A 13,951-nucleotide genomic window follows, 5' to 3' on the forward strand; every position below is an offset into this window, starting at 1 on the left:
TGGCGGCGGGCAGGGTCACGGTGCGCTGTCCGGCATCGGTCTTGGGTTCGCCGACCACCCATCGGCCGCCGACGCGCCGGACCGATCGCTCGACGCGCAGCCGGCCGCCGGGCAGGACCTCGGACCGGCGCAGCGCGGTGGCCTCTCCGAAGCGGAGCCCGCCGAAGACGAGGGCCTGCAGCAGCGCGGGACAGCGCTCGGTTCTCCGGTCCCGCCCCAGTTGCTCGGCGAGCTGCAGGGCCTCGGCCGGAGTGTGTGCCAGGGACGGCCGGGTGGCCTTGGGCGTGCCGGCCCCGCGCAGCCGGCACGGGTCGGACGCATGGCTTCGTCGGCCACCGCGACGTTGAGGACGGCGCCCAGGAGCCGGTACCACTGGGACAGCGCCGTCGGGCCCGTGGTGCGGCCGGCCCTGGTGTGCCAGGAACGGACGGCGGCGGGGGTGACTCGTCGAGGGGGACGTGGGCCCACGGCTCGGCGAGGTGGTGGCGCCACGGGCCCGCGTAGAGGGCGCGGGTGCCCTCCCGGGGGTCGTTGCGGGCGAGGTAGTCCTCGGCGTAGTCGCCCACCGTCCTGCGGCTGGCGGTCGGAGCCCGCCAGGTCTTCCGGAGGAGGTCCGTCTGCTGGGTGGCGAGCCAGGCCCAGGCGTCCGCCGGGGTGCTGAAGACCTTGGCGTGGCGCCGACCGTCGGGGCCGCGATACCGGGCGCGGAAGCGACCGCTCGGAAGCGCGTCGACGGTGCCGAACGTCCGCTTGGCCACGTCGCGACCATGGCGGGCTGTTCAGCGGGCGTCCTCGCCGCTCAGCGCTGGCTGTGGACGCGGCCGGCGTCCACAAGGGCGTCTAGCGCCGAGCGCTCGAGGCGCACATGCGTGCCGACTTCGACGCAACTGATCCGGCGCTCGGTGATCAGCCGGCGGATGAACCGCTCGCCGGTGCCGAGGTACTCGCCGGCCCGCCCGACGGTCAGCAGCGGGCCGCGATCGAGAGCCTGCCCCTGCGCCGCTCGCCTCGTCATGCCTCGGAGCTTCGCCGGCGTCCTCCAGAACGCCTCCGGTCGTCCCGCTCCGGCCGGGCAGTAGTCCGGCGCCGCGATGTCCGGTGTGACGATCCGGTGCGCGCCGGTCGCCGGCCCTGGTTGACCGGTGCTGCGCTGTTCACCCCCGCGGTGGCTCGCCTGCTGCCGGAGGTGCGGTCGGCGGCGGGCCGCCATCGACCGTGCGCCGCCGGAGCTGTCTAGGGCGTCGATGGGCCAGAGAAGGGCTGGCCGTCCTGCCCGGATCGGTGCGGTCGCGTCGTGCGCGGGCGTCTGCGGCGAGTTGGCGGGCGGCGATGACGCTGGCGGGTTCGTCGGTGGTCATGCGACGCGGAGGTTGGCCGGGTCGATGGCCGCACGGGTGCGGCTGCTCAGGAGCCGCACGATCCCCGCGTTCGCGAGCACCAGGAGGGCGACGGCGATCGGGCCGACGATGAGCAGCGGCCACGCGTCGACGGCGGGAGCCGATCCTGGGGTCGCGCTCAGGGCCCCGTAGCCGAGCCCGCCGATGAGCAGGCCGCAGACCAGAGGTGCGACCGTCGCTGCCCGCAGCCGCCGCCGCTGAACCACCTGCAGCGTGGCCACGTCGGCGCCGACGGCGGCCATCGCGGCCAGGGCCCGGCGGGTGGTGAGCAGGTCGTCGACCGCGGCCAGGGTGAGGGTCGCCAGTCCGGCCAGTCCTGCCAAGCCGGCGGCGACGGCGGCCAGCACGAGCCCGGGGAGGGAACCGCCGGAGCCGAGGGCGGTGCCCTCGCGCAGGGTGACGCCCAGCAGCACGGTGGCGACACCGATGGTCAGGCCGGCACCCAGCAGCACCCCGGCGGCCCGTCCCGCGGGTCCCGCGAGGGTGCGCAGTCCGCCGGCGGCCAGCACGTCCGCGGTGCTGTTGCGGCGGCTCATCCTGGCGGCCTTGCCCCCGACCCAGGGCTTGCCGCTGCCCAGCGCGGCCAGCAGCAGCAGCGTCACCGCGGCCGACATCAGCGCCACCTGCACCTGCCGGTCGGCGATCTGGCTCAGTCGCGGAACGGCGAGCATGCCGGTGAGCGCCACGGCCGCGAGCGCCACCCACCACCAGCCGCGAAGCGGACGCCGGCGGCGTCCGGTGCTCGAGCGGGCGCCGGCGGCGGCGGCCAGCCCCGCGGACACCGGCACCAGGCAGGCCCAGGTGAGGAGGTCGGCCGGTGCCAGCGCGGGCAACAGCCGGCTGGCCGCCGGCTGCGCGGGTCCGAGGACCAGCCACAGCAGCAGGTAGGCCGGCCCGGCCAGCAGTCCCCCCGCCGCGCCGGCGACGGCGGTCTCGAGTGCGCCCAGCCGCCGCAGGTCGCCCGGCGTGGCCCCCGCGGTCGCCAGCGCCCGGTCGCGGCGGTGCCGGCGCGCGCTGCCGGCGGACACGGCCTGCCACGCCAGGACCACGGCGGTGGCGGCGACCAGCAGCACCGCGGTGGCCACGCCGATGCGGGTCTCGGCGCTGGTGACGATGCTGGCGAAGCGGGGGTCGTAGGAGACCTCGTAGACCTCGGTGGTGCCGGGAGGTGGGAGGGCGGAGGCCGGCACCCGGAACAGCGCTCCGGTGGCCAGGACCAGCGCGCCGGCCGCGCCGGTGCCGCCGGCCACCAACGCTGCCCGGGTGCGGGAGGTCCGCACGCTCGGGGCCGCCAGCTGCCACAGGGCGGCAGGCCTCACGACAGACCTCGTGGCAGGGCTCATGACAGGGCCACCTGGTGGGCGATGGCGCCGCGGCGCAGCCGGATCTCGCGGTCGGCGCGGGCTGCGACCGCGTTGTCGTGGCTGACCAGGACCACCGACCCGCCGGCCTGCACCGTGGTGCCCACCAGCAGGTCCAGCAGCGCCCGCCCGGCGGGGGTGTCCAGGCTGGCGGTCGGCTCGTCGGCCAGCAGCAGCTGCGGCCCGGTGACCAGGGCGCGGGCGCCGGCGGCCAGCTGCGCCTGGCCGCCGGACAGGTCCGCCGGCATCGTGTCGGGCCCGACGTCCAACCCGACCCGGTCGAGCCAGCCGTCGGCCGCGGCGCGGGCCTCGGCCGGCCGGTGGCCCTCTAGCAGCAACGGCAGCGCGACGTTGTCCCGCACCGACAGATCCGCGACCAGCTGCCCGAACTGCAGTACCAGGCCGATGTGCCGGCGCCGGAACCGTGCGCGCGCGGCGTCGTCCGCCCCGGACAGCTCGGTGCCGGCGACCACGACGCGGCCGGACTGGGTGCGCAGCACTCCCGCGGTCAGCAGGAGCAGGGTCGACTTCCCGCAGCCGCTGGGCCCGGTCACGGCGACGACCTCCCCGGGTTCCACGCTGAGCGACACGTCGCTCAGCGCCTGCGTGCGGCCGTAGGCATGGCTGACACCGGACAGCTCCACCGTGCTCATGCGCGGTTCTCCTCCTGATCGGGGTGGACGGTCTGCCGGCCGTGAGGGGCCGGCAGCAGGTCGGTGGCCAGCTCGAGCCAGCGCAGGTCGGCGTCGAGGTGGGCGATGAGGTGTTCCCGGACCAGTCGCTCGGCCGCGCCGGCGCCCGGTGGAGTGGCCTGCAGCTCTCGGATGCGCCGCAGGTGCGCCGCTCGCTGGCGGGCGACGAACCCGGCGACGTCGATGCCGGTGTGCAACGCGGCCACGGTCTTTCGGACGATCTCCTCCGCGCCGACTCCGGTGGGCGCTGCAGGCTCGGCCAGCCAGGCCCGCAGTCGCGCGGTCCCCTCGGCGGTCAGCGCGTACACGGTCCGCTCGGGGCCGCCCTCCACACGGGTCTCCACGACTTCGGCCAGCCCGTCGCGCTGCAGTCGCGCCAACGTCGCGTACACCTGGCCGTACGGCAGCGGCCGGGTGTCCGGGAACCACGAATCGTGCTCCTGCTTGATGTCGTAGCCGTGCCGCGGCGAGCCCGCCAGCAAGGCCAGGTGGAGCTCGGTCAACGACATGCAGGATGTCTACACCATGAGTAGGTACTCAGTGAATAGATGGGTCGCGTCCCGGACTGCCGGCGAACCTCCTCAGTCGACGAGGGACCTCCTCAGGGTCTGCCTGGCTCTGGCGCTCGCGGCGCTGACACTCGTGCTCTCGGAGGCGCGCCCGGTCGTCGACTCTGTCCCGTCTCGGCAGGCCCTCACCGTCTGCGCGGTCTCCGATGACCCGTCACAACGACTTCCGGAACGCCGAACGCACCAGGTGTGTGGCACTTGATCTCGGCGATCTCCGGTGCCGAGGGATCCGGCTCTGACGAGCGCTGCCTGGTAGCTCGACAGGGCGCCGCGCCGGTGCCCTCATGTCGGTCATGTGCGACGACGAAGTGTCCCTGGAGGCGGCTTCAGGGACACCCGGTGCGCCGGGACGGGCGACCAGGTGCGCGGTGTCGGGGCGTCGGTGGGCTCGAAGGCGTCGGGGACGCCGTCGAGATCGGTGTCGACCTCTCGGCCGCGCTCACGAGCCGGGTGGAGCGGGGCATCAGCCGGGTGGGGCCCGGGCGAGTTGTCGAACCCGGCTGGTCATGCGGGCCGCTCTGCGTCCCGTAGGCCCGGGTCGCTGCCGCGCACCTCGACTCGACGGAACGCTTCGGACGCCACGTCCACCGGATCTCGCTCCCTGACCACCGTGCCGCCGGGTTGGGCCGTCGATCCGGCGGGCATCCCACCGGAGGGCACGCTTGGCACTGGCGTGAGGTCACCCGCCGACAGGACGGAGACCGGCGTGCTCGAGATCAGCGGACTGACCTGGGCGCTCACCATCGCCGTCGTGCTGGCCCTGCTCGCCGTGGACCTCGTGCTGGCCGCGGTCCGGCCGCACCGCGTCCGCTTCCGCGAGGCCACCGCGTGGTCGGTGTTTTACATCGCGGTGGCCGTCGGGTTCGGTGTGTGGTTCACCCTCGCCTACGGCGGCGGCCCCGGCACCGAGTACTTCGCCGGCTACGTGGTGGAGAAGAGCCTGTCGGTCGACAACCTGTTCGTCTTCGTCATCATCATGACGACGTTCGCGGTGCCCGAGGAGCACCAGCACAAGGTGCTCACCTTCGGGATCGTCCTCGCCCTGATCATGCGGGCGATCTTCATCGCGCTGGGCGCGACGCTGCTGTCGCTGTTCTCCTTCATGTTCCTGCTCTTCGGCCTGCTGCTGATCTACACGGCCGTGCAGTTGTTCCGGCACCGCGACGAGGACCCCGACATCGAGGGCAACGCGATGGTGAAGGCCGCCCGCCGCCTCCTGCCGGTCACTCCCGACTACGTCGGTGGTCGGCTCACCGCCCGCCTCGAGGGCCGGCGGATGGTCACGCCGCTGTTCATCGTGCTCATCGCGATCGGCAGCGTCGACCTGCTGTTCGCCCTGGACTCCATCCCCGCTGTCTTCGGGGTGACCGAGGAGCCCTACATCGTCTTCACCGCCAACGCCTTCGCGCTGCTGGGCCTGCGGGCGCTGTTCTTCCTCGTCAAGGGCCTGCTCGACCGGCTCGTCTACCTGTCGGCCGGGCTGGCGTTCATCCTCGCGTTCATCGGCGTCAAGCTGATCCTGCACTGGGCCCACGTCGACATCGACCCGCGCGTGCCGGAGATACCCACCCCGCTCAGCCTGGGCGTCATCGTGGTCGTGCTCGCCGTCGTCACCGTCGCCAGCCTGGCCAGGACCCGCCGCGACCCCACCGCGAAGGCCCACCCCGGATCGCTGCGCGCGACCGGTTCCCGGCAGCACGAGAACGAGCCGCAGGCGTAGTCGCCACCTCCGCGCCCGTTCGCGCATCTGGCCCATGGGCTGTCCCGTGTGGCGGGCCGCTCAGGGACAGAGGGGCCGATCGCGGCACCGTCGCGACCGCGCAGCTCGATCACGACCCAGGGAACAGGGCCGACCCGCGGCTGACCGGACTGCGCCAGGGTTGCGGCCGATGCTGGTGCTGCCCGCCGGAGTCCAGGAGGAGCCCTGATGTGCATCCGGTGCGAGATCAACGACCTGGTGACCGACGGCGCCTGGGACCGACTGGCCGACCTCGTGGACGACCTGCGCCACGGCCGCCGGACGTACACCCCGGGGGAGGACCTGCACGTGCTGGACCCTGCCGAGGACGAGGGCGTGGTGATCCCGATCGTGCCGGACCGGGACCCGCCCGGGATCGGCGACCTGTGGGAAGGGCCCGGCGGTCGGACGTTCCGCTGGGACGGGTCGGTGTGGGGTCCCTCTGAGCCGCCGCCCCGAGTGGACCGCCCGGGGACACCTGACCGACTCGCCTGAGGCGTGCGCCATCTGGGGCGGTCAGTCCGTGACGTGGTCCGAGGGATGTCCGCATGAGTGACGACCGTCCCACCAGGCGGTCCAAGCCGACGGCGGGCCCCGTTCATGAGCCACGCAGCAGAGAACAGGGGTCCTGAAAGGGTTCGAACGGGTCCTCCGGAGCTTCTCCAGAGGGCCTTACAGGCCGGTTGACCTGCGGAACCGCGTGGAGCGGGTGACGGGAATCGAACCCGCATGGCCAGCTTGGAAGGCTGGGGCTCTGCCATTGAGCTACACCCGCGAGGTGCCTGCCCAGCGTAGCGGGCCCGGCCGATAGCGTCCGGGCGTGACCGAGCCCACAGAGCTGGACGCCACCGCGCAGGCCGACCTGGTGCGCCGGGGGGAGGTGAGCCCCGCCGAGCTCGTCGACGCCGCGATCGCCCGCGTCGAGGCGACGAACGCGCAGCTCGACGCCGTCATCCGGGAGCGGTTCGACGCCGCCCGCACCGAGGCCGCCGGCACACTGCCCGACGGGCCGTTCCGCGGTGTGCCGCTGCTGCTCAAGGACATGGGCGCGCACATGGCGGGGGAGGAGACCTGCTACGGCCTGGCCCCGCTGCGCGACGCGCAGGTGCGCTGGCGGCGCGACAGCCACCTGGCCGAGGCCTTCCGCGCCGCCGGGTTCGTCGTCCTCGGCCGCACCAACGTCCCCGAGCTGGGGACGACCGTCACCACCGAGCCCGCCGCCAACGCCCCGGCCCGCAACCCCTGGGACCCCACCCGCTCCACCGGCGGCTCCAGCGGCGGGTCGGCCGCGGCCGTGGCGGCGGGGTACGTCCCGGTCGCGCACGCCAGCGACGGTGGCGGGTCGATCCGCATCCCCGCGAGCGAGTGCGGGCTGGTCGGGCTCAAGCCCAGCCGGGCGCGGGTCAGCCAGGGGCCCGCCGTCGGCGAGGGCTGGGCCGGCGCCACCATCGACGGCGTCGTCACCCGCAGCGTCCGCGACACCGCCGCCGTCCTCGACGCGATCGCCGGCCCGATGCCCGGCGACCCCTACGCCGCCCCGCCGTTGCCCCGCCCGCTGGCCGAGGAGGTCGGCGCCCCGGTCGGCCGGCTGCGGGTCGGCCTGCTCGACGTCCCGCCGCACGAGCGCTGGCTGGACAGCCCCGAGTGCCGGGCCGCCGTCGCCCGCGCCGGCCGGTTGCTCGAGGACCTCGGGTGCGACGTCGAGCCCGCCGCGCCCGCCGCCTTCTTCGACGACGGCTTCTCCCGGAACTTCAACGCCACCATCGCCGCCGACACCGCCCGCATGCTCGCCGACCTCGAGCAGGTCCTCGGCCGGGAGATCGGCGACGACGAGCTCGAGCCGCGCAACGCCCACTACCGCGCCGCCGGCCACCGCACGACCGCGGCCGAGTACCTCGGCGCCCGCGCCTGGCTGGGCTCCTGGTCCCGCCGCATGGCCGCCTTCTGGACCCCGAGGGAGGACGGCGGGCACGGCTTCGACCTGCTGGTCACCCCGACCGTGGGCGCACCCCCGCCGGAGCTCGGCTGGTTCACCGCCGCGGGCCCGCGCGAGGAGGGCCGCCGCATCGGCGCGTTCATCCCCTACACCGCCCAGGCCAACGTCACCGGCCAGCCGGCGGTCAGCCTGCCGCTGCACACCACCGACGCCGGCCTGCCGGTCGGCGTGCAGCTGGTCGCGGGCGCCGGGCGGGAGGACCTGCTCGTGCGCGTCGCCGCCGCGCTGGAGGAGGCGGCCCCGTGGGCGGCACGTCGCCCGTCGGCGGCCGCCTAGACTCGCAGCCGCCACGGGGTGTGGCGCAGCTTGGTAGCGCACCCGCTTTGGGAGCGGGGGGCCGTGGGTTCGAATCCCGCCACCCCGACCCCGCCCCCGGCGTCTCTAGACTCGGGGGTCGACCCGGCGCCGGTCCCGGCGTCCCCTTCCGTCGTACCGAGGAGCACTGCCGCTGTGAAGAGCACCATCGAGGAACTGGGCCCCACGCGGGTCCGGATGGCGATCGAGGTGCCGTGGGGAGACCTGGACCACGCCTTCGGCGAGGTCTACAAGGAGCTCAAGCGGCAGGTGCGCGTCCCCGGGTTCCGCCCGGGCAAGGTGCCCAACCGCATCCTCGACCAGCGCATCGGCCGCCCGGTCGTCCTCGAGCAGGTCGTCCAGCATGCCATCCCGGAGGTCTACTCCGAGGTCGTCCGCGACAACCAGGTCCGCGTCATCGGCCAGCCCGACATCGAGGTCACCCGCCTCGACGACAACGACACCCTGGCGTTCACCGCCGAGGTCGACGTCGCGCCGAAGATCGAGCTGCCGGCCCTCGACGACCTGGACGTCACCGTCGACGACGTCGAGGTCACCGACGAGGAGATCGACCAGCAGGTCTCGGTCATGCGCGAGCGCTTCGCCATGCTGACCGGCGTCGAGCGCGCCGCCCAGGACGGCGACTACGTCTCCATCGACCTCGAGGCCCGCGTCGGCGACGAGGTGCTCGAGGACGGCACCACCAGCGGCATGTCCTACGAGGTCGGCTCCGGCTCGCTCATGGAGGGCCTCGACGACGCCGTCCGCGGGCTGTCCGCCGACGAGTCGGCCACCTTCGAGACCCCGCTGCAGCAGGGCCCGCACGCCGGCGAGCAGGCGCAGGTCACCGTCACCGTCCGCTCGGTGAAGGCCAAGGAGCTGCCCGAGCTCGACGACGAGTTCGCCTCCACCGCCAGCGAGTTCGACACCCTCGAGGAGCTGCGCGGCGACGTGCGCACCCGGCTGTCGCGGGTGAAGGTCATGCAGCAGGGCGCGCAGGCCCGCGACAAGCTGGTCGAGCACCTGCTCGAGGTCACCGAGGTGCCGATCCCCGAGGGCCTGGTCGACCGCGAGCTCGAGTTCCGCAACAACGCACTGACCACCGAGCTCAACGGCGCCGGCATGGACTGGGACACCTTCCTGTCCATGTCGGGCACCGAGAGCCGCGAGGCCTACGACGCCGAGCAGCGGAAGAACATCGCGGAGGCGGTCCGCACCCAGTTCGTCCTCGACGCGATCGCCGACGCCCGCGAGATCACCGTCGACAACGACGACCTGTCGGCGCAGATCATGGCGCAGGCCTCGCGCAACCGGATGAGCCCGGAGCAGTACGCCCAGCAGCTCCAGCAGAGCGGCAACATCGCCGAGTTCGTCGCCGACGTGCGCCGCACCAAGGCGCTGGCGCAGCTGCTCGAGCAGACGACGATCACCGACGCCTCGGGCAACGTCGTCGACCTCGAGGCCGCCCGCCCGCAGACGGTGCGCGCCGCCGAGGCCGCCCCCGCGGCCGACACCGCCGCTGACGACACCGCCGCCGGGGAGGCCGGCGAGGCCCCCGACGCCGAGGTCGCCGACGCGGCCGCCGTCGAGGCGACCGAGGGTGCCACCGAGGACAGCGAGGACGTCGCCAAGGGCTGACGCCCGACCGCTTCCTCCGGACGCCGTCCTGCCCCGCGCACGCGGGGGAGGGCGGCGTCCGTCGTCTTCCCGGGGGCGCGCTGCGCCGTCGGCGAACAGGCCCCCGCGCCGGGACTCCGGGCCCGGGGGTGCGCGTTAGGGTCGACGTGACTCGGGGCGGACGCCGGGGGTACGGCCCGCCAGGGCCGCCGGCCCCGCCTCCCGCCCACCGAGACCGACTCGATCCACCGCCAACGGAGGTCACACCACCCGTGAGCACCCACCCGAACCCGGCGACCAGCCCGCTCATGCGGGGTGGCGCCGGGGGGATGAACCTCAACGACTCGGTCTACGAGCGCCTGCTGCGCGAGCGCATCATCTTCCTGGGCACCCAGGTCGACGACGTCATCGCCAACCAGCTGGCCGCGCAGATGCTGCTGCTGTCCGCCGAGGACCCCAAGCAGGACATCCACCTGTACATCAACTCGCCGGGCGGCTCGGTCAGCGCCGGCATGGCCATCTACGACACGATGCAGTTCATCGACTGCGACGTCGCCACCTACGGCATGGGCCTGGCCGCCTCGATGGGCCAGTTCCTGCTGACCGCGGGCACCAAGGGCAAGCGCTACGCCCTGCCGCACGCGCGGATCATGATGCACCAGCCCTCGGCCGGCGTCGGCGGCACCGCCGCGGACATCGCCATCCAGGCCGACCTGTTCCGCCGCACGAAGCGCGAGCTCAACGAGCTGCAGTCGTTCCACACCGGCCAGTCCATCGAGCAGATCGAGCGGGACTCCGACCGCGACCGCTGGTTCACCGCGCAGGAGGCCCTCGAGTACGGCTTCGTCGACCACGTCGTCAGCCGCGCCGCGATGACCGACAGCGCCAACCCGGTCTCCGACAACTGAGCAGCGAGGACTGACAGACGATGAGCGACTTCCAGCTGCCCTCCAGCCGGTACGTGCTGCCCTCCTTCGTGGAGCGGACCAGCTACGGCATGAAGGAGAGCAACCCGTACAACAAGCTCTTCGAGGAGCGGATCATCTTCCTCGGGGTGCAGATCGACGACGCGTCGGCCAACGACGTGATGGCCCAGCTGATCACGCTGGAGTCGGCCGACCCCGACCGCGACATCACGATCTACATCAACTCGCCCGGTGGCTCGTTCACGTCGCTGATGGCCATCTACGACACGATGATGTTCGTCCGCCCGGACATCCAGACGGTGTGCATGGGCCAGGCCGCCTCGGCCGCCGCCGTCCTGCTCGCGGCCGGCACCCCGGGCAAGCGGCTGGCGCTGCCGTACTCGCGCGTGCTGATCCACCAGCCCTCCGGCGAGGCCGGCGGCCAGGTCTCGGACCTCGAGATCCACGCCGCCGAGATCGCCCGGGTGCGGGCCCAGATGGAGGAGATCCTGGCCCGCCACACCGGCCGCTCGGTCGAGCAGGTCCGCGCCGACATCGACCGCGACAAGATCCTGACGGCCCCCGAGGCCAAGGAGTACGGGATCGTCGACCAGGTCATCCAGAGCCGCAAGCTCAACGCGCTGCCGGTCTGATCCCGTGATCGCCCGATCGGTACGGGTCGAGTCCGCGCGTGTCGCGCTCTCGGCCCGTACCGTTCGGGGTGCAGTGCCGGGAGTGACGCGCGAGTCGGACGTCCCCGGCGCACCGGGGCGTCGAACCCCCGCGGCGTCGGCGGCGACAGGTACCGTCGGCGAGCGCCCGATCCCCGGCCGGCAGCGCCGGGAGGACGCCCTCGCGGCACCCGCTCCCGCGGGGCCGAGCACGGGCAGCAAGCGACACACGATCCGCAGGTCCGCACCCCCGGGACCTGCAAACCCCCTGAGGTGGAGGTCAGCAGGTGGCACGAATCGGTGAGAGCGGTGACCTGCTCAAGTGCTCGTTCTGCGGGAAGAGCCAGAAGCAGGTCAAGAAGCTCATCGCGGGCCCCGGCGTCTACATCTGCGACGAGTGCATCGACCTCTGCAACGAGATCATCGAGGAGGAGCTCTCGGAGTCGTCGGACCTGAAGTTCGACGAGCTGCCGAAGCCCCGGGAGATCCACGACTTCCTCGAGCAGTACGTCATCGGCCAGGAGAAGGCCAAGCGCACTCTCGCCGTCGCGGTCTACAACCACTACAAGCGGGTGCAGGCCGGCGGTGAGCGGTCCAGCCGGGACGACTCGGTCGAGCTCGCCAAGTCCAACATCCTGCTGATGGGCCCGACCGGGTGCGGCAAGACGCACCTCGCGCAGACGCTGGCCCGGATGCTCAACGTCCCGTTCGCGATCGCCGACGCCACTGCGCTGACCGAGGCCGGCTACGTCGGCGAGGACGTCGAGAACATCCTGCTCAAGCTGATCCAGGCCGCGGACTACGACGTCAAGCGCGCCGAGACCGGGATCATCTACATCGACGAGGTCGACAAGATCGCCCGCAAGAGCGAGAACCCGTCGATCACCCGCGACGTCTCCGGCGAGGGCGTGCAGCAGGCGCTGCTGAAGATCCTCGAGGGCACGACGGCGTCGGTGCCCCCGCAGGGCGGCCGCAAGCACCCGCACCAGGAGTTCATCCAGATCGACACGACGAACGTGCTGTTCATCGTGGGCGGCGCGTTCGCCGGCCTGGAGAAGGTCATCGAGCAGCGGGTCGGCAAGCAGGGGATCGGCTTCGGCGCGGAGATCCGCGGCAAGAAGGAGATCGAGGAGGCCAACGCCTTCGCCGAGGTCATGCCCGAGGACCTGTTGAAGTTCGGCATGATCCCCGAGTTCATCGGCCGGCTCCCGGTGATCACCAGCGTGCAGGCCCTCGACCGGGACGCGCTGATCCAGATCCTCACCGAGCCGAAGAACGCCCTGGTGCGCCAGTACCGGCGGCTGTTCGAGCTCGACGGCGTGGAACTGGAGTTCACCGACGACGCCCTCGAGGCGATCGCCGACCAGGCCATCCTCCGCGGCACCGGCGCCCGCGGGCTCCGGGCGATCATGGAGGAGGTGCTCCAGTCGGTGATGTACGAGGTGCCCAGCCGCGAGGACGTCGCCTCCGTGGTGATCACCAAGGAGGTCGTGCTGGAGCACGTCAACCCGACGATCGTGCCGCGCAAGCCCACGCGCGAGCGCCGCGAGAAGAGCGCGTAGCACCGAGACACCCCCGACGAGCCCGTTCCCGACCTCCGGGGGCGGGCTCGTCCGCGTCGGTGGCCCCGAGCGTGTGCGCCGGCGCCGCGTTCCGGGGCCCGGGACGCGGCGTGGGCGCACACACCCGCCGGGCCGCCGTCCACAGATCCCCCCATCGACGGACGCAGGCGGTCCCCGGTCGGTCACCGTCGCCGGGTGACCCACGACCCCGCCGCGCTCGTCGGTCCCGACGGCTGGACGACCTGGGAGGCGTTGACGGCCCGGGTGGACCGCGGGACCGTCGCCCGCTGGGTGGCCGCCGGGCGGCTCTCGCGGCTGCTGCCCGGCGTCTACGCCCTACCCGGGGCGGCCGGCGAGTGGCGGCTGCGGGTGGAGGCCGCTGTCCGCAGCTGCCGCGGGGTGGTCAGCCACCGGTCCGCGCTGGCGCTGTGGGAGCTCGCCCCGCCCGGCGGGCCGGTGCACCTCAGCGTGGGCCACACCCGCAGCGGGCGGGGGACGTCGGGCGTCGTCCTGCACCGCACCCGCGCCCTCGACGACAGCATCCGCAGGGTCGAGGGGTTGCCGGTGTCCTGTCCCGAGCGGGCGGTCGTCGACGCGTGGGGGAGTCCGGCCGGCCTCTCCCGGGCGGAGGTCCGGGCCGCGGCGATCGACGCCGTCCGCCGCCGGCTGTGCCGGCCCCGGGACCTGCTGGCCGAGATCGAGCGCCGTCCGTGCCTGCCCGGCCGGGCCGCGCTGGTGGACCTCGTGCGCCTGCTGGCCGAGGGCTGCCGCAGCGAGCTGGAGATCTGGGGCTGTCTCGCCGTGCTGCGCGGGCCCGGCATGCCACCGTTCACCCAGCAGCGGCGGATCGAGGTGGCGGGGGAGGTGTTCGTCCTCGACGCGGCCTACGAGGAGGTGCAGCTGGCGGTGGAGATGGACGGTGCCGCCTGGCACGGCTCCCGGGCGCAGCGCGAGCGGGACATCCGGCGGGACGCCCTGCTCGCCACCGTGGGCTGGCAGACGCTGCGGTTCGGCTTCCGGCGGCTCACGACCGAGCTGGGGCAGTGCCGCCGGGAGATCCTCGCCGTCCACGGGGCACGCGGGCGGCTGGTCGGCGCCGACCGTGTGCGCTGACGCCGCATCCGGGCGACCGGAACGCGGCGTCAGCGC

The 13,951-nt window shown here is 73.4% G+C and carries 12 protein-coding genes and 2 tRNA genes; 9 read left to right on the forward strand and 5 right to left on the reverse strand.

The genetic code is table 11. The features are described from left to right. Positions 1–799: 799 nt before the first annotated feature. From ACI8AA_RS00520 to ACI8AA_RS00535, 4 genes are all read right to left on the reverse strand, one after another. A complete protein-coding gene (locus ACI8AA_RS00520) occupies positions 800–1,015 on the reverse strand; it encodes an excisionase family DNA-binding protein (RefSeq protein ID WP_457042568.1) in 216 nt (71 codons plus the stop codon). A 339-nt stretch (positions 1,016–1,354) separates the two neighbouring features. Continuing rightward, positions 1,355–2,716, reverse strand: coding sequence for a hypothetical protein (locus ACI8AA_RS00525; RefSeq protein WP_457042569.1), 1,362 nt, complete (start codon positions 2,714–2,716; stop codon positions 1,355–1,357). A 20-nt stretch (positions 2,717–2,736) separates the two neighbouring features. Continuing rightward, positions 2,737–3,411, reverse strand: a complete 675-nt coding sequence (locus ACI8AA_RS00530; RefSeq protein ID WP_457042570.1) for an ABC transporter ATP-binding protein — start codon at positions 3,409–3,411, stop codon at positions 2,737–2,739. Beyond that, positions 3,408–3,959 (reverse strand): PadR family transcriptional regulator, encoded by a 552-nt coding sequence (locus tag ACI8AA_RS00535; protein WP_457042571.1) that lies wholly within the window; start codon positions 3,957–3,959, stop codon positions 3,408–3,410. Before ACI8AA_RS00535 ends, ACI8AA_RS00530 begins: the two co-directional genes overlap by 4 nt. Positions 3,960–4,692: 733 nt before the next feature. Between ACI8AA_RS00535 and ACI8AA_RS00540 the strand changes: the two genes are divergently transcribed. Beyond that, complete coding sequence (locus ACI8AA_RS00540) at positions 4,693–5,739, forward strand: TerC/Alx family metal homeostasis membrane protein (RefSeq protein WP_457042572.1); 1,047 nt, start codon at positions 4,693–4,695, stop codon at positions 5,737–5,739. 207 nt (positions 5,740–5,946) lie between these two features. After that, complete coding sequence (locus ACI8AA_RS00545; RefSeq protein WP_457042573.1) at positions 5,947–6,252, forward strand: hypothetical protein; 306 nt, start codon at positions 5,947–5,949, stop codon at positions 6,250–6,252. A 206-nt stretch (positions 6,253–6,458) separates the two neighbouring features. Here ACI8AA_RS00545 and ACI8AA_RS00550 read toward each other — a convergent pair. After that, positions 6,459–6,532 (reverse strand) — tRNA-Gly (locus ACI8AA_RS00550). A 45-nt stretch (positions 6,533–6,577) separates the two neighbouring features. Here ACI8AA_RS00550 and ACI8AA_RS00555 point away from each other — a divergent pair. The 7 genes from ACI8AA_RS00555 to ACI8AA_RS00585 all read left to right on the forward strand — a co-directional run bounded on the left by ACI8AA_RS00555 (position 6,578) and on the right by ACI8AA_RS00585 (position 13,915). Beyond that, entirely contained in the window at positions 6,578–8,029 is a 1,452-nt protein-coding gene (locus ACI8AA_RS00555; protein WP_457042574.1) for an amidase, read from the forward strand. Positions 8,030–8,043: 14 nt separating this feature from the next. Then, a tRNA-Pro gene (locus tag ACI8AA_RS00560) sits at positions 8,044–8,117 on the forward strand. Positions 8,118–8,203: 86 nt separating this feature from the next. Continuing rightward, entirely contained in the window at positions 8,204–9,685 is a 1,482-nt protein-coding gene (gene tig / locus ACI8AA_RS00565; protein ID WP_457042575.1) for a trigger factor, read from the forward strand. Positions 9,686–9,936: 251 nt separating this feature from the next. Next, positions 9,937–10,572, forward strand: a complete 636-nt coding sequence (locus ACI8AA_RS00570; RefSeq protein ID WP_457042576.1) for an ATP-dependent Clp protease proteolytic subunit — start codon at positions 9,937–9,939, stop codon at positions 10,570–10,572. A 20-nt stretch (positions 10,573–10,592) separates the two neighbouring features. Further along, a complete protein-coding gene (locus tag ACI8AA_RS00575; protein ID WP_387985431.1) occupies positions 10,593–11,222 on the forward strand; it encodes an ATP-dependent Clp protease proteolytic subunit in 630 nt (209 codons plus the stop codon). A gap of 305 nt (positions 11,223–11,527) precedes the next feature. Then, positions 11,528–12,802: an ATP-dependent Clp protease ATP-binding subunit ClpX gene (gene clpX, locus ACI8AA_RS00580; protein ID WP_456935065.1), complete on the forward strand. Its 1,275-nt coding sequence runs from the start codon at positions 11,528–11,530 to the stop codon at positions 12,800–12,802. Positions 12,803–12,997: 195 nt separating this feature from the next. Further along, positions 12,998–13,915 carry a DUF559 domain-containing protein gene (locus tag ACI8AA_RS00585; RefSeq protein WP_457042577.1) on the forward strand — a complete coding sequence of 306 codons (918 nt, stop codon included), beginning with the start codon at positions 12,998–13,000 and terminating at the stop codon, positions 13,913–13,915. The last annotated feature ends 36 nt before the right edge of the window (positions 13,916–13,951 follow it).

The sequence above is a fragment of the Geodermatophilus sp. SYSU D01180 genome (assembly GCF_054050415.1).